Consider the following 16,950-nt stretch of genomic DNA (forward strand, 5'->3'; position numbering starts at 1 on the left):
CAGGTTAAAATTTTAGGTTGCGCTTTTATAATAAAGACTTCTCTATCTTTACGTTATCCTTCTGCTGTTCTCTGTACTGTCGCGGCGGCATGCCGAAGCGTGAAGAGAACAACTTATAGAAGGTGCCGCGGTTATTGAACCCTGTCCGATCCATAATTTCTTCAATAGTGAAATTCTTGGTCAGTAACAAACGTTCGGCCATCGTAAGACGATATTCCTTGATGATATCAGCCGGTGACTTTTCGGTAATCGGTTTCAGTTTCCGGTAGAATTGACGGGTGCTGTATCCCAAATCACTGCTCAATAATTCGACGGACAAGTCGGGATTGGTGATGTTCTTCTCTATGGTTTCTATTACTTTATCCAGAAATTCCTGATCTTCCTTATGGATGCAGTTCCCATTTTCTACGGTGAAGGAACTGAATATGGAACTGTAATATTCTTTTAAGTCCGATTCGCGCTGAATCAATCGATAGACCACTTTTTCCAGGTATTTCACGTTGAAAGGCTTCGTTACGTATACTTCCGCACCGGCTTCAATACCTTTCACCTGATCGTCTTCGTGATGAAGTGCGGATAATAAAATAAGTGGAATATGGCTCCATAACTTATTCTGCTTGATTTTCTGGGCGAAAGAAAGTCCGTCTGTTTCAGGCATCATCACATCTGAGATAATCAGATCCGGTTGTTTTTGTTCCAGGTTAGCCAGAGCCTCTTGGGCGCTGTCGAAAGATAGTACATTGTATTTATCCACAAATATTTCCGAAACAAACCACAGCATGGAAGGATCGTCATCAATAATCATAATTGTGTGTTTCGAACTATCGAATTTCTTAATGGTCTGTTCTAACTCTATAGATTCTGTATTGGTATTTATAGGTGTTGTTTCATATTCTTTCCGGGACATATCTGCCTCTTGTTGGCTTGGTGATAGTTCCGGTAAAGTAACTATAAATGTCGTTACTTCGTTTTGGATACTGCTGACATTGATTTCTCCGTTCAACAAAGTAGTCATGCTTTTGCAAATAGCCAATCCGAGACCGTTTCGTGAATTCTTCCCATTCATCTCAAAGGAATCCAATATCTTGTAGCGGTCGAATATCTTCAAGAGGTTTTCTTTCGCTATACCTTTTCCGGAATTGGATATGCTAAGGGTCAGATGTTGATTCTCTGTCTTCAGGCTAACGTTAATAGTACCTTCTTCCGGAGTATATTTAAAGGCATTGGAGATTAGATTATTGGCTATCTTGTTGAAACAACTGATATCCGTATTCCATTCAATATCCGGTTCAATATCCAATTGATAATTCAGGTTCTTATTCTCAGCCAGTTCACAGAATGATTCTGCAATATTCCGGAGCTTGTCCGATACCGGTAACCTTTGGATAGAAAGTGCCTTATGACCGGTTTCCAGCCTACGGAATTCAAGCAATTCCAGAATTAAGCTATTCAGTTTCTCCGTATTCTGCTGTATCATCTTTCCGTATTTGCGGATATATGAGTCTGATTGCGGGTAAGCAAGTATCTTTTCGCATGGACCGTAAATCAGTGTGAGCGGTGTACAGAACTCATGTGTAATGTTGGTAAAGAAGCGAAGTTTGGATTCGTAAACTTCTTCTTTCTTTTCCCGGTTCAGCTTTTCGATGATGTGGTGTTGTTTCCGACGATATTGACCGATAATCCTGTAGATAGCAAGAATACAGAGTAAAGCTATGATTATAAAGTAGAAGATATATGCCCATATACTTAAATACCACGGTGGAGTGATCTGAATTAGAAGTGTCTGAGGTTCAGACTCTTTCCCATTCATATTATTTCTGTATTTTACTAACAGCGTATATTGTCCAGGTGGAAGATTGGAAAATACGGCACTGGCTGATGTTCCACTTTCTATCCACTGGTTACTAACTTCGTCCAGTTTGTAAGAATAAGAGTAGTTGTTGCCGTTTATGTAATCGACTGCCATAAAATTAATGCAAAAGAAATTCTGGCTGTAATCCAGTTGGAGTATTTCCTTTTCTTTCTTTTTATGGAGAAAGTCATATATATTATATTCTTTTCCGAAGATAGACAATCCTTTCAGGCTTATCTGAGGCATATAGTCTGTCATCCTGTATGTATTAGGCTTGATGGCTACAAAGCCGTTTGTACCTCCGAAGAATAAGGTTCCGGTTCGTAAGTCCTTATAAAAAGCTCCGTCACTGAATTCGGTGACTTCCAGGCCGTTTTCCCTGCCGTATGTCTGTCCGGTGTTTGTCTGCGGGTTAAATCTTACCAGCCCTTGATTCGTGCTGATCCAGAGGTTGTTTTGCTGATCCTCTAAAATGCCGTGTACGGTGTTGTTTGAGAACAGATCCGCCCGGTCATGCCGATGAGAGTAATCCTGATTCAAGTGCAGCAATCCTGAACTGGTGCCTAGCCAATATCCCTTTCCGTTTTTGTAAATAGCGAATATATCATTGGCAGTCTGACTTTTTACAACATCATCAAACTTGTAGGGAGTCATTTCACCGGTTTCTACATTAAGCCGGTAAGCACCGTAGCCACGATTACCAAACCAGAGTATGGAGTCACTTTCCTGGAAAGAGGTAAAGAAGTAATTGGATGCCATGCGCCCTTTATCCAGAACAATTCTGGTGGCTGATTTAACAACTGGCGAGCTTCCGGTATTATTCAGAATTACCTTTACGATACCCTCCCCAACGGTAGATACCCATAAGGTAGTATCATTCAGTTCATTGATAGAATGTACGTATTTCACTTTCTTATTATCGGCAACGACTGGAAACTCCTTTAGTTGTTTGCTTTGGTACGAATAATAATTAATGCCGTTTTCGGTACCTATCCATAGTTTGCCTGTAGCGCCGGGAGCAAAGCAATAGACGGCATTATCAGTCAGTGTGCTGTTAGCAGCAGAAATACGGTTGAAGGAAGTTAGCGGCTCCTTATCAGAAGAATAATTATTGATACGTACTATGCCACCTCCTTTAGTTCCTATCCATAATGTTTGTTCCTCATCACAGTAAAGTGCGCGTATGGGGTTGTTAATCTGGTAAACAGGGGTATCCAGCAGCGTGTTTGTTATGGAAAAAGCATCGTTAAAGTACATATATACGCCTTGACCGTCTGTTCCTATCCATACGATATCCTGAAACTTGTCTTTCATCAGGCAGAAGATTCCCGAATGTATTTCGGTAGATTGCATCTGGTATTTCACTTTCTGGTCGGTCATGTATTTTAATAGAATTAGTCCGCTGCTCTTGAAGCCGATGTAATAGTCGTTCTGTTGCTTGATAATAGAAGATACCTCTCCACGTGACTCGATTTCGGTTTTAAGGTCGGCTATATAGTACTCTTGTTGATTGTTGAAATTATATTCGTATAATGAGTAAGTATCGTCAATGAAATAGACTAAGTGATCTTCTGCAAAAGCCCATAGCAGTTTTCCGGTATGCTTGAACAGATTGTTAGGAGTTAGGGTCACTCCCTGATCTGTTTTATGAATCTGGTAGCTACGGGTATCATGATCTGATGTGAAAATCCAGAGAATATTATTTTCATCGATAATCGTGGATAATACATGTTCAAAAGCAACTGGGGGAACCTCCAACTTCCGGAAATCCTGTTTTTCCCGTTGGTAATGATAAAGATATCCGTCATCTTTCACGATGAAGAGTTCGTTATCGTCACTTTTGGTGATGTAGTTATTGTCTTTAAAGTCCGGGAAACTTTGGCAGATTTGATGTTTGGTGTCCAACCTATCCAATCCGTAATTGGTTTGTATCCATAATACGTTCTCTTCGGCTTCCATGATATGGTTGATCAGATTTCCCGAAAGTAATGTTTCTGAAGAATAGACTGGGGTATATACCTGTATGCGGGTGCCATCGAAAACATTCAGACCGTCACATGAACCGATCCAGATGACTCCTTGATGATCTTGGTGAAGAGACAGGATAGCACTATTGGATAGTCCGTTTTTATTGGAGAACTGTCGTAGGCTATATGCATAATTCGCCAAAGGGAAACAACATATAAAGCATGAAAGCAACCATATAAACCGGAATACTTTGTGGATGTTTCTCATATTCATATATTCGTTAGACGTCACAAAGATAAGGAATAATGGCAGGATATTGTCTTATAGTCGGACTTTTATGTCCAAAGTCTGTATATCTTTTCTTATGGAGAACGCTTAATTTTGCATCAGAAAATTAGTACTATAAATTTAGAAAACAGATCGATATGATAAGAGTCTCTTTGGGAGTGGCAATGATTTTATTGCTGACATCGACTGCTATATGCAAGGCAGAGGATTTCAGAAAGAAAACAGATCAGACATCCGGGTATACTCAGAAAGAAGTCTGGATGGCTTATGACGGATTTAATAAAACCTTTCTGGATTCAAACAAATATATCTATAAAACGGATACCTCCTTCGAACAGGCGGTTGACCGCGGTAATGGTGCCGCAGCTATCTGGTGCCAGCCCATTTATTGGGAAATGGCTATGAATGCATATAAGCTGGCTAAGTCGGAGAAAGATAAAAGGAGAACTAAAGAGATGAGAAAGCTTTGTGAGAAGATTTTTGCTGGAAACAAAGCACATTATGCACATTTTGATTTTGATGATAATAATGAAAACACAGGTTGGTTCATTTATGATGATATAATGTGGTGGACTATTGCTCTGTCGCGTGCCTATGAGCTATTTAGGGAGGAAGAATATCTTCGACTGGCAGAAGCCAGTTTTAAGCGGGTATGGTATGGCTCGGATAAGGTAGGAGACACAGGATCTTATGATGAAGAGAATGGAGGTATGTTCTGGCAATGGCAACCTATACGGAATCCGAATCCCAATAAACCCGGAGATGGAAAGATGGCCTGTATCAATTTTCCCACTGTAGTAGCCGCCCTGACTCTCTATAATAATGTACCGGAAGGAAGACCGGAGCCAACTGGACAAATTCCTGAATGCCAGTCAAAGAGGCAATATCTGGCGAAGGGTAAAGAGATTTATGAATGGGGAGTTGAGAATCTGTTGGATCAGAAAACGGGTCGCGTTGCCGATAGCCGTCATGGCAAGGGTGCTCCGAATTGGAAAGCACATGTTTATAATCAGGCTACTTTTATCGGAGCCTCCGTTTTATTGTATAAAGCTACAGGTGAAAAACGCTATCTGGATCATGCGCTCCTGGCAGCTGACTATACTTTCAATGAGATGTCTTCTGCGGAACATATACTACCTTTTGAGCATGGAATCGAGCAAGGTATTTATACTGCTATTTTTGCTCAGTACATTGCTATGTTGGTATATGATTGCGGGCAGACTCAATATCTTCCATATCTGCACCGCAATATTTGTTCCGGTTGGTCCAACAGGGATGAAGTACGTGGCATTTGTGGCGGTGAGTATACCCAAGCACTGTCAACCGATGTAGTGGTTGACAGTTATTCCGCTTCGGGCATACCGGCGCTGATGCTTTTGTTCCCTGCTATTCGATAACAGCAGCGAAACCGCCATTCCGTACAAGACGTATGCTGATTTTCTCTCCCTTTTTCAGCGTACGTTCTTTTTTGCGATAATCCATAGCCTGACGGCCGGCATTGATTCCATCTTCAAAAGAAGTCATACGATATGTTTTTCCTTCTTTTAAGAAGCTGAAGTCCAAATCGAAAGTTCTTTCTTTCTGCTGGTTGTTAGTCATGCCACCAATGTACCATTTGTCTCCTTTGCGTTTGGCAACAATGGCGTATTCACCGGCTTTAGCTTCCAGTGCGATGGTTTCGTCCCAAGTCTGTGGAACCTGAGTAATGAACCGGGTACATTCTTCGTTACGGTAATAAAGTGTCGGATTGTCTGCCATCATCTGGAGTCCGCTTTCAAAGATGACGAACAGGGCCATCTGATAAGCGCGTGTACCTATGCTGGCGGAATTAGGACGTTCGCAACGATATACTTCCGGTTGCATGCTGAACATGGCTCCGGGGGTATAATCCATCGGACCCACTGCATTTCTCATGAAAGGCAGGTAAACACTGTTATCCGGTTTACATCCGCCCATTTGTTCCATACCTCTTACGCCTTCATACGACAGTACGTTAGGATACTTATATTCTAACCCGGCCGGTTTGAATGAACCATGGAAATCAACAAATAAATGATGTTTTGCGGCTTCCTTAGCCACTTTTTCATAGTAGTTAACCATCCATTGGTCACTCCGATCCATAAAGTCGATTTTGACGCCTTTTATTCCCCAATTTTCAAAAGTTTCAAAAAGCTCGAAGTTATTCTCTACTGCCAGCCATGTCAGCCAAAGTACAATGCCTACATTTTTCTCTTTGCCATAACGGATAAGTTCATGCAGGTCTACGTCCGGGTTGGGAGTATACGGATCTTTTGTAGATTTTGCCCAGCCTTCGTCCATGATGATATAGGGCACTCCGTAACGGGAGGCAAAGTCGATGAAGTACTTGTAGGTGTTCAGATTACATCCGGCTACAAAGTTTACGTCCGGACCGTAAGGAGTGGCACCATTCCACCATTCCCAACTGGCTAATCCGGGCTTAATCCAGGATGCGTCTTCCAATAGATTCTTGTCAGCCAGCTTATAGGTCATCGTATTTTCTATCAGTTGCCTGTCATCCTTGCTGATGACGAAGTAACGCCAGGGAAAATCACGTTTTCCATTCGTCTTGGCTATATAATCCGCTTCTTTGAGAATCTTCAGGCTCCGGTCTCCATCTTCTCCGAATTCCACCGGTACCTTCGGAAACACGGAATACATTCCATTGTTATTATTGCTTTTGAGGAATAGGGCAGGATAGTCCGTCAGATTCGATTCACTGATCAGGATCTTATAGCCTTTTTGTGTATCGATCAGGATGGGCAATAAAGCCATCTTGTCGGTTTCTTTCCAATCTTTGCTTTGTATGTGTTGATAGGCTTCTTCATAAGCTGTTTTGAAGCTACCCGGTTGTTGGGTATGGAGTAAGTAATTATCCGGGAAATGCACTTGGAATGTCTCATTCTTTACCTCAACAATTCCTTTTTTGTTGGTGATGAAACGATAGGCAAGTCCGTCATTAAAGGCACGGAATTCCACAGAATAATCTCCCTTGAATTTCAATATGAGCTGATTGTAATTGTTGGAGACGGTTGAATACTTAAGTGGTACAATAGGGGTTAATTCTTCCTGAATGCTTTTGGAGGTTGCTTTTAGCAGTTTGGGGTTAGCCCCCAATTGCAGGTTGCCTATTTCCAATTGCAGGTTGCCTTTTTCCAGTAATGTTTCATTCTGGTAGGTAATGTCGTAGTCGATTTTATCCGAAAGACTGATGGATATACCGATATTCTTATCCGGGGATGACAACTTATATATCTTTTGGCTATGGCCATATAAAGATACACAAAATGCACAAAGTAACAACAGGTGTTTTTTCATGGTAAATAATTGTTTTATGTTTCGGTGTAAAAGTACTGCGTTGTGTAGATTATCCTTTATGTATTCGTGACATTTATGTGTTTTTTTTGCGACATTCGGGCTTTATATACAATAATGTCATATATCCGTATACCGGATGACCTCATGACGCCCTATCTTTACCTCACACTAAAAACATTAAATGCGAATGCTATGAATTTGAAACAATCTCTTATGGTATGTGGTGCTTTTCTGGCACTGACAAACGGAGTCGTTTCAGCCCAGACTACTGCTACGAAAACGGCAAAAGTATATACTGTGGCTGATGCTCATCTGGATACCCAATGGAATTGGGATGTGCAAACCACCATTAAAGAATATGTGTGGAACACATTAAACCAGAACCTGCTTCTACTGAAGCAATATCCCAATTATATTTTTAATTTTGAAGGAGGTGTAAAGTATGCCTGGATGAAGGAATTTTATCCTCGGGAATACGAATTGTTGAAGGAGTACATCAAAGAAGGACGTTGGCACATTTCCGGTAGTAGCTGGGATGCCAATGATGCTTTAGTTCCTTCCACCGAATCCTTCATCCGTAACATTATGTTGGGTCAGGAATACTACCGGAAGGAATTCGGGGTGGAGAGTACCGATATTTTTCTTCCCGACTGTTTCGGTTTCGGCTGGACTTTACCCACTATTGCCGCTCATTGTAGTCTGATAGGTTTCTCCTCTCAAAAGCTGGACTGGCGTGTACATCCTTTCTTTGGAAAGAGTAAACATCCTTTCACCATTGGAGTGTGGAAAGGAATAGATGGTTCTTCTATCATGCTGGCTCATGGTTACGGCTATGGTAAAAGATGGAATGATGTAGATTTATCTGAAAATAAAGAGCTGATGGAATTAGCGGAGCGTACCCCTTTGAAAACTGTTTACCGTTATTATGGAACAGGTGACATCGGCGGTTCACCTACTATTGGTTCCGTACGTTCCGTAGAGAAAGGCGTGAAGGGTAAGGGTCCATTGCAAATTATAAGTGCTACGAGCGACCAGTTGTTCAAGGATTATCAGCCTTACAAAGAACATCCTGAACTTCCTATGTACGATGGTGAACTATTGATGGACGTACATGGTACCGGATGTTATACTTCGCAAGCGGCTATGAAACTCTATAACCGCCAGAACGAACTTCTGGGTGATGCAGCCGAACGTGCGGCAGTAGGTGCCGAGTGGCTGAATCTTGCAGATTATCCCGGTACTTTCCTGACTGATGCGTGGAAACGCTTTATATATCATCAGTTCCATGACGACCTGACGGGAACCAGTATTCCCCGTGCCTATGAATTCTCATGGAATGATGAATTAATTTCTCTTTCTCAATTCTCAGATGTGCTGACATCCTCGGTACGTGGCGTTGCCAGCCAACTGGATACCCGCGTAAAAGGTATTCCTGTAGTACTTTATAATCCGTTGGGCTTCTCTGCAAAGAGTGTGGTGGAAGTGGAAGTCAGTATGCCGCGCGCTCCCAAAGGCGTATCTGTTTTTGATGAGGCGGGAAAGAAAGTGGCTTCTCAATTGCTTTCTTATCAAAACGGGAAAGCAAATCTGCTGATTGATGCTGTGGTACCTCCGGTAGGTTATGCTGTATATGATGTCCGTACTTCCGGTGAAAAGGCTACAGAGCTCTCTGCACCGGTCCGTGAAGGCGAAAACTACCGGGTAGAAAACTCCGTATACAGTATGAAGCTGGATGCTAACGGAGATATCATTTCTTTGCTGGACAAGAAAAACGATAAAGAGATTGTGAAGCCCGGAAAGGCTATCCGTCTGGCTCTCTTTACGGAGAACAAATCTTATAGCTGGCCGGCTTGGGAGATTCTGAAAGAAACCATAGATAAAGAACCTATTTCCATTACGGATAAGAATGCTGAGGTTACACTGGTGGAAAACGGTCCGCTACGTAAGACAATCCGTATCAAGAAGCAGCATGATGAATCAGTTTTCTGCCAATACATCCGGCTTTATGAAGGAAGTCAGGCACCTCGTATCGATTTCTATAACGAAATAGAATGGCAGAGTACCAACGCCCTGCTGAAAGCAGAGTTTCCTCTGAACGTTTCTAATGAGAAGGCGACCTATGATTTGGGTATCGGCAGCATACAGAGAGGCAATAATGTCCCTACAGCCTATGAAGTATATGCACATTATTGGGCCGATCTGACCGACAAGAATGAAAGTTATGGAGTTTCTATATTGAATGACAGCAAATACGGATGGGATAAGCCCAATGACAATACGATTCGTCTCACGCTATTGCACACACCGGAAACAAAGCGAAACTATGCTTATCAGAATCGTCAGGATTTTGGTTTCCATAGCTTTACTTATAGCTTGATAGGTCATGACGGTAAGCTGGATAAAGCGGAAACCGTTCAGCAAGGAGAATTGTTGAATCAGCGTCTGAAGGCTTTCCAGACTGATAGTCATAAAGGTACATTAGGCAAAACTTTCTCTTTCGCTTCATCTGATAATCGGAATGTACTGCTTAAAGCATTGAAGAAAGCTGAAAGTTCTGATGAATATGTGGTACGTGTGTACGAAACTGAGGGTAAGCAGGAACAGAAAGCTACTCTGACTTTTGCCGGAGAGATAACCGCTGCTTGTGAAGCAGACGGAACGGAGAAGAAGATCGGTAATGCTTCATTCGCAGGAAACACCTTGCAGGTTTCTTTAAAACCCTATTCTGTCAAGACATTCAAGATCAAGTTGAAACCTTCCGGGTCAGTGGCTGCCACATTGGATTCAGAATATCTCGCGTTGAATTATAACCGTAAATGTGCTTCATGGAACGAATTCCGTAATGAAGGAAATTTTGAATCCGGCTATTCCTATGCAGCCGAACTGCTTCCTGAATCATTGACTGTGAATCAGATTCCTTTCAAGCTGGGTGAGAAAGATGCTGCCAACGGTATGACTTGTAACGGAGATACCCTGCAAATTCCTGTAGGCAAAGGATATAACCGTATTTATTTCCTTGCAGCTGCCACCGATGCAGATTATGAAGCTGTCTTTACCACCGGTAAAACACAGCAGAAAGCCTTTGTCCCTTGTTATACCGGATTTATCGGTCAATGGGGACATACGAATCATACAGAAGGGTATTTGAAAGAAGCTGAAATAGCCTATGTAGGTACTCACCGCCATGGAGCTACCGAAGATCTTCCTTATGAATTTACCTATATGTTTAAGATAGGGGTAGATATTCCTAAGGGTGCCACTACAGTTATATTGCCTGCAAACGAAAAGATCGTTCTTTTTGCCGCTACTGCTGTAAAAGAAACAATGGAACCAGTGGAAGTAGCTACCCAATTATTCAGGACTGCCGTGAAAGGTTCAGTTACCATCAAGGAAGCTACCGTTCCCAAGGAGAACATCTTGAAAGAAGCCCATGTGATGGGTTGGTCAGGATATACGCGTGAAGGTGAACACCCCCGTCTGATGGTGGATGGAAATAGCGAAACAAAGTGGTGTGATACCAGTATATTACCCAACTACGTGGATTTCGACCTGGGTGAAAACAAGACTATCAGCGGCTGGAAATTACTCAATGCCGGACAAGAAAGCCAATCCTGGATTACAAGTGACTGCTTCCTACAGGTGAAAAATGCTGTTAACGAAGAATGGAAGACGGTAGACGGAATATTTGGTAACTCAAGTAACGAAGTATCCAGAAATCTTTCGCAGCCGATAGAAGCGCGTTATGTTCGTCTCTTGGTAACTAGACCGACACAAAGCAAAAATGGGAATGCAGTGCGTATCTATGAATTTAATGTGTATTAAATAAAGGCGTTTGAATTAAAATCCCCGGTATCCTTCTTCATGACGGGATATCGGGGATTTTCTATTTGAACCCTATCTGAAACATACTTGCTTCGTACCATTGCCGTACTTTCTCCACTCAGAGGTACCTCTGGATGGAGAAGGTACGGAGCAAGTGTGCTTCAGATAGGGCTCAGGTATGGTGCAGGAGATACTTATTTCTCCTGCATTTTGTCCATCAGTACTTTTATCCAGTAACCTCCGATTACAGAACGAGCCTTAAAACCAACCCAGGTACCTGTATCGGTATAGTGCCAGTCGTTCATTGGTACACGGGAGATTGTTTCATTGGCATATTTGTAAATGGGATCAATGAACTTTTCAAATGTAGCCTGGTCGGAAGCCATGGCGGCTGTCCACATAATCCAATCGGACTTGCTGTAAGTCTTGCGGTTATCCAGCGGCAGACCGTAAGCATTCTGTTTGGTCAGGTAATATTTGATTTCCTTTTCAGCAACACCGGGGAATAGGTTCAAATTCCACATCTTGTCCCATACCATATTATACTTCTGGCTCCAAGTGTTTTCACGGTCGAAAGCCAGACGGTAGTGGTCACCTTCACGTGCCATTTCTTCCCATTTTACGGCCATCTTCTTTGCAGTTGTTGCGTATCGGTCAGCAACATCATTCATGCCAAGCATACGTGCCATTTCGCTATAAGCGGCAACGCCCATGATTGCTTTTACGGACAGGTTGGTATTGTGTGCCCAGTGTCCGGCAAAGTCATCCGTACATAATTGGTTCTCAGGATTCTGCCCGTATTCTGCAAGATAGTCGGTCCAGATAGTCAATAGATCCCAGTACCGTTTGGCATAATTGGCATTGCCTTCTGCTTTGGCAATGGCTGCTGTCAGAATTACCATATTACCCCCTTCCTCAAGTGGCATATCACCGCCGTACACCTGACCGTTGGCTATGGGGTAGGTACCCAGGTCGTGAGCAGGGAACGGCTTATTCCAGCGTCCGCTTGCACTGTATTCGAAGATACTGGTCATCATTGCTTTTTGGAGGTCGGGATTATATATCAGGAACAAGGGAGCGGAAGGATAAGTCAGGTCAACCGTATTGACACATCCGTTGCTATTGTTTTCTTTAGAGAAGAACAGCAAATTGCCTTTTTCATCTTTAAACAGCTTATGGGCGGCAATCACCTGACGGTAAGCTAATGCGCAGAGTTCGGCATATTTGCGACCGCCAGCCTGTTCGGCATCATTCAGAATCATGGCATCGTAGGCACGGCAACGTTGCATGATGCTTTCATAATTTTCTTTGGCACGTTCGAATGCATCGAAGATACTTACTTTACCATCGTGTTTCCAGTAAGCCATACGACGCTGGTACATGTATTCGATGGAATAAATGTCGTCGTAACCTACCATCATGAATCCGGACTTTCCGGTTGCAGATACCATTCCCAAGTTGTCGGTGTATGCCATGGCAGGCATCAGTTTTGCCTGACGTGTGACGATCTCCCCTTTGCTGGGAAGTAACTTTCCGCTTGAGGCAAATGTCGATTTCATTTCATTGTAATCGCCCAAGCTGACTGCTGTGGTTGCATTCATATTGCCTGCAATATAAGCATACCCCCAGTCTATACAAATCAGGTCGCCTTTGTGGGCTGTGACAGGTTGGTCGATTGTTCCGGCCTGTATATAACTCAAACCATTGCGGCGGATCACTTTAGCAATTGTAGGTTGTATGGGTTTGTTTACTGCCAGTTGTGGAGTGGTTTCTATATATACCTGTACATCATGCTGTTTTTTGTCGATGGAGCGCACCTGATAAGAGATGTAGTTGACCGGAGTAGAGATGAGATCCAGATCGTCCAGCATCAAGGGGGCTGTAAACACGACATTCAGTTCTACCGGTCCGCAAGCGAATGTATAATAAGTCTGCGTGGGCAACACGGAAACAGATTTCTGTATGGCAAGATTTTCAAAGGCAGTCGTTTGGTTGTTAGGCACGAATAACCCGAAATCTACATAGGCGCCTCCGGTTGTATTGTGACAGTGGGCGGCAATTACATTTTTGCCTTTGCGAAGCTTCTTTTTGGTTTCAGCAGTCAATTCCAAGAGTACGTTATCTCTCCAGCAATAATCTGTTGCTACCAAGCGTTCGCCATTCAGATAGAGTTCAAAGACATCATCATGCGAGTATTTCAGGTAGACCGGACGGTTGCTCAGATCTTCGTTCAGATTGAATTCACGGCGTACCCAAATGTCCGGTTCACTTTTCCAAGGGGTTCCGATCATAGATCTGTCTGAACTTCCGAAAGCAGCTTTTCCGGCTTTCCAACCATTGGCATTGTATTCGATGTCTGTCCAGCTTTCGGCGGGTTGTTGGAAGGTGTAGTTACCTTCCCATATTTCATCTTCAACCATTGGGAGTATAGCCTCCAACGTTTGTTTTCCCATGAAACGATATACTTTTCCGTCTACACGGACAGCTCCGATAAGCGGATGCTCGGTTCCAGTCCAGTGTTCGGTACTTCCTTCATTCAGTTTGTCGTAGGGTGACCAGATGGAAAGGTATGGATCGGAAGTAATCAGTGGCACAGATGGTGCACGAAGTTCCGTTTTCTGTACAGGTGTGAACAAGTCGGCTGCTTGTGATTGGCAGAACAGTCCGATTGCCAACATCGTTGTAAATAGACTTTTCATTTGTTTTTGCATCTTGTTTTTTAAATACTATTCAGTAAATCCAGTTTTCCTTCGTTTACCAGTTTCAGAATCAATTCTCCGAAAAGTGTGTTTTGCCAGGCGAACCAAGCGCGGGTGAAGTTTGCCGGATCATCTTTATGGAAGGATTCGTGCATGAAACCTGTACCTGCATCTGTGTTTATCAGCATCCGGATACATTCTTTGATTTCCTGATCGTCTTGGCTGGTGAATGCCTTCATCATGATACTCATAGGCCATACCATATTGTAGCCGATGTGCGGGCCACCGATTCCTTCGCCAGCTTTTCCTTTGAAGAAATACGGATTGCTTTCACTCCATACGAAACGGCGGGTGTTCTGATAGATGGGATCGTTTACATCTACATCACCCAGATAAGGCATAGCGAGCAGGCTCGGTACATTGGCATCGTCCATCAGCATGTGATTGCCGAAGCCATCCACTTCGAAAGCATAAATAGTACCGAATTCCGGGTGGTTGTAAGTAGCATATTTCTTCAGTGCGGTTTCCACTTCATCGGCAAGTGCTGTACATTCTTGCGATAAGCTGTTGTTCTTGTTTACCGTTGAAAGAATTTCGGCCGCTTTTCTTAGAGAAGATACGGCAAAGAAATTAGATGGAACCAGATATTGGAAAGTGGTTGCATCATCGGATGGACGGAAGCAGGACACAATTAGTCCGACAGGATTGACAGGAGCACCCAGACCATCGTTGTTCAGGGTATCGAGAGCACGTTCCGTCTTGCGTTGGAACTTATAAGGACCTACACCATCCTTGCGTTGCTGTTCCTTGAACGTTTTCAGGATATTGGTAATCGCTTCAATCCAGGCTTGATCGAAGACACTGGCATCACCGGTTTCTTTCCAATACTGATAGGCCAGACGAAGCGGGTAGCAGAGTGAATCGATCTCCCACTTGCGTTCATGGAGTTCGGGCTTCATGTCTGTCAGGTCCGACATCCAGCTGCCGCCTACCGGACCATCATTATAAGCATTGGCATAAGGATCGATGTTGATGCACATAAACTGACGGCGGATTACACCTTCCAGCATCTTCTTCAGTTCCGGATCCTGGTTGGCAAGTTGTACGTAAGGCCACACTTGTGCACCGGAATCACGTAACCACATGGCATGGATGTCACCGGTGTAGACAAAAGTATCCGGTTTGCCATTCAAGAGACGATAGTGTACGGTGGTATCCAATGTGTTGGGGAAACAGTTTTCGAACATCCATGCCAGTTTGGCATTGGTCAGTAACTTCTTTACCCGCAGGATTTCCGCTTCTACTGCTTGTGATGTGTAGAGGCGGTTCTTTACTGCCGGACGATTTGTTTTGTAAGCAGCGGTTATTTGAGCATGATTTACTACTTTCGTGTTATCTTGCTTCAGAGCAGGCAGTGCTGCTTTGGCAGTGCCACTCATACATAATAGTGCAACTGCGCATAGGCCGATATTCTTCTTTTTCATATTCTTGAAGTATTGATATTTTATTAGTATGATTATTATTGGATAGCTGCAAGGCGGGCATACATTTCTACCATGGCAGCTTGTGTGAGAAGCCATTTCCGTTCATTCCGGTTATTGCCGGTGAAGTCGGTGTTGAAAAGACCTTTCTCATCGCGGGCATGTTCCCAGGCGTGGTCCAGACTCTTATTGAAAGAATCCAGATAGGTTTTATTGTGGTCTATATGATAAAGCTCGATGAACCCCCTCAGCATGACGGCGGTAAACCATACATCTCCCTGTTTGATCATTCTGAATGCTTCGCCATGTTCCGGGGTATAGTCCGTAAAGAAGTAGTTATGGCATGCCTGAGCTATATTTTGTGCATCGGTCAGATACTCCTCTTTTCCGGTGAGTTGATATAGTAAAGAGGCGGATTGCATCATTTGTCCGCTGTTGTAGGCAAACTTGGCTTTACCTATTTTCCCATTCAGGGATATATTGTCAAAGTACAGGTAGTCTGTTGAGTCTTGTAATTGGGCTTGGGTCCATTTGTACAGTTGTTCCCCTTGCTTCAGGTAAGCACTATCCTGGGTAGCCTTAAAGAGTTTCAATGCGAGGACTGAGCCGGGAGCATTGGAACAGGTATTCTTGGATCCCTTCTTTTGTTCGCACCAGTAGATGCCACCACCTAAGTTATCATCCATGCCGCTTTCTATAAACTTCCAGATGAGTTTTGCTTTCTGAAGGTATTTATCTTCTTTAGTTGCTAAATAGGTGTCGGTGAAGTCAATGCCCAGCCAGACATTATCATCGTAGAAACGGTCGGATTGGGGAGCTGTGCGGATATAGGAAGCGTAAGCTTCGGGTGTTCTCTGGGTATCGAAATACTCTTCCAAGCCTATTAATACCTTCTTGTCGAGCAGTGATTTGTAGAGGGTATCTTGTGTAACCTCATATAAGGCACTTACTGCGGAGAAGGTGCCGGAATAAGGCCATAAGTAGGAATATTGGTTGGGTATATTCTTTTGTTCTTCGGATGCCAGATAGGTTGCGGTGTAGTCGCCAACATTCGAAGGATAATTTTCGCGAAGCAGGCATGTGCCGGGAGCAGAGTAGTTCTGGTATAGGGAATCCAATGTTTGCTTGGCCCGTGTCAGGGAGAGTTCATTGCCTACGACTACCTGTTTCCGGGTGTCGCAACCGGTCAGTGCGGCTATGCATACCAATAGCCCGAAGAATACTTGTTTTGAGTTCATCATTCTTAATTTAGATTGTTATTGGGTTAATATTTTGTTTCAGTCGGCAAAACTTTTTCTTAATATGCAAAGTTACTCGCCGACCTGTAAAACGATATACGATTTCGCGACATTAATGTACTAGAGAGAGGGAATGACACAAAAGGAGATAGATGTGTCATAAAAGCGTAAAGGAGAAAGGATAGGGGAAATCATGCGAAATGGAATCCCTGCGATTTTTTCTTTTTCTTCTACTTAGGGTGGAAAGGGAAGCTTCTCGTGCGAAT

At 43.3% G+C, this 16,950-nt stretch carries 7 protein-coding genes; 2 read left to right on the plus strand and 5 right to left on the minus strand.

Features of this window, described 5'->3' with window-relative positions; genetic code table 11:
- Window positions 1–25: 25 nt before the first annotated feature.
- Entirely contained in the window at window positions 26–4,087 is a 4,062-nt protein-coding gene (locus DW182_RS12230) for a hybrid sensor histidine kinase/response regulator transcription factor (RefSeq protein ID WP_118295749.1), read from the minus strand.
- A gap of 158 nt (window positions 4,088–4,245) precedes the next feature.
- Here DW182_RS12230 and DW182_RS12235 point away from each other — a divergent pair, with 158 nt between their 5' ends.
- Window positions 4,246–5,505, plus strand: a complete 1,260-nt coding sequence (locus tag DW182_RS12235) for a glycoside hydrolase family 76 protein (protein WP_115503746.1) — start codon at window positions 4,246–4,248, stop codon at window positions 5,503–5,505.
- Here the strand turns inward: DW182_RS12235 and DW182_RS12240 are convergent.
- On the minus strand, window positions 5,495–7,444 hold the full coding sequence (locus DW182_RS12240) for a glycoside hydrolase family 97 protein (protein ID WP_118295699.1): 1,950 nt from the start codon (window positions 7,442–7,444) through the stop codon (window positions 5,495–5,497). The two genes, DW182_RS12235 and DW182_RS12240, sit on opposite strands and share 11 nt — an antisense overlap.
- Before the next feature lie 198 nt (window positions 7,445–7,642).
- Between DW182_RS12240 and DW182_RS12245 the strand changes: the two genes are divergently transcribed.
- Complete coding sequence (locus DW182_RS12245) at window positions 7,643–11,266, plus strand: glycoside hydrolase family 38 C-terminal domain-containing protein (RefSeq protein ID WP_370449805.1); 3,624 nt, start codon at window positions 7,643–7,645, stop codon at window positions 11,264–11,266.
- 194 nt (window positions 11,267–11,460) lie between these two features.
- Here DW182_RS12245 and DW182_RS12250 read toward each other — a convergent pair whose 3' ends face one another.
- The 3 genes from DW182_RS12250 to DW182_RS12260 are packed head-to-tail and all read right to left on the minus strand — an operon-like array spanning window position 11,461 to window position 16,684.
- Window positions 11,461–13,965 (minus strand): glutaminase domain-containing protein, encoded by a 2,505-nt coding sequence (locus tag DW182_RS12250; RefSeq protein WP_118295750.1) that lies wholly within the window; start codon window positions 13,963–13,965, stop codon window positions 11,461–11,463.
- Between the two features lie 20 nt (window positions 13,966–13,985).
- Window positions 13,986–15,449, minus strand: a complete 1,464-nt coding sequence (locus tag DW182_RS12255; RefSeq protein ID WP_115503749.1) for a glycoside hydrolase family 125 protein — start codon at window positions 15,447–15,449, stop codon at window positions 13,986–13,988.
- A gap of 35 nt (window positions 15,450–15,484) precedes the next feature.
- On the minus strand, window positions 15,485–16,684 hold the full coding sequence (locus DW182_RS12260; RefSeq protein ID WP_118295751.1) for a glycoside hydrolase family 76 protein: 1,200 nt from the start codon (window positions 16,682–16,684) through the stop codon (window positions 15,485–15,487).
- Between the last annotated feature and the right edge of the window lie 266 nt (window positions 16,685–16,950).

Origin of the sequence: Bacteroides sp. AM16-24 (genome assembly GCF_003471885.1) — a bacterium.
GTDB lineage: Bacteria > Bacteroidota > Bacteroidia > Bacteroidales > Bacteroidaceae > Bacteroides.

Bases quoted from the DNA above. Each gene is read 5' to 3' on its own strand.
- DW182_RS12255 (WP_115503749.1), bottom strand. From the start codon at position 15,449: ATGAAAAAGAAGAATATCGGCCTATGCGCAGTTGCACTATTATGTATG.
- DW182_RS12260 (WP_118295751.1), bottom strand. From the start codon at position 16,684: ATGAACTCAAAACAAGTATTCTTCGGGCTATTGGTATGCATAGCCGCA.
- DW182_RS12240 (WP_118295699.1), bottom strand. From the start codon at position 7,444: ATGAAAAAACACCTGTTGTTACTTTGTGCATTTTGTGTATCTTTATAT.
- DW182_RS12230 (WP_118295749.1), bottom strand. From the start codon at position 4,087: ATGAGAAACATCCACAAAGTATTCCGGTTTATATGGTTGCTTTCATGC.
- DW182_RS12235 (WP_115503746.1), top strand. From the start codon at position 4,246: ATGATAAGAGTCTCTTTGGGAGTGGCAATGATTTTATTGCTGACATCG.
- DW182_RS12250 (WP_118295750.1), bottom strand. From the start codon at position 13,965: ATGAAAAGTCTATTTACAACGATGTTGGCAATCGGACTGTTCTGCCAA.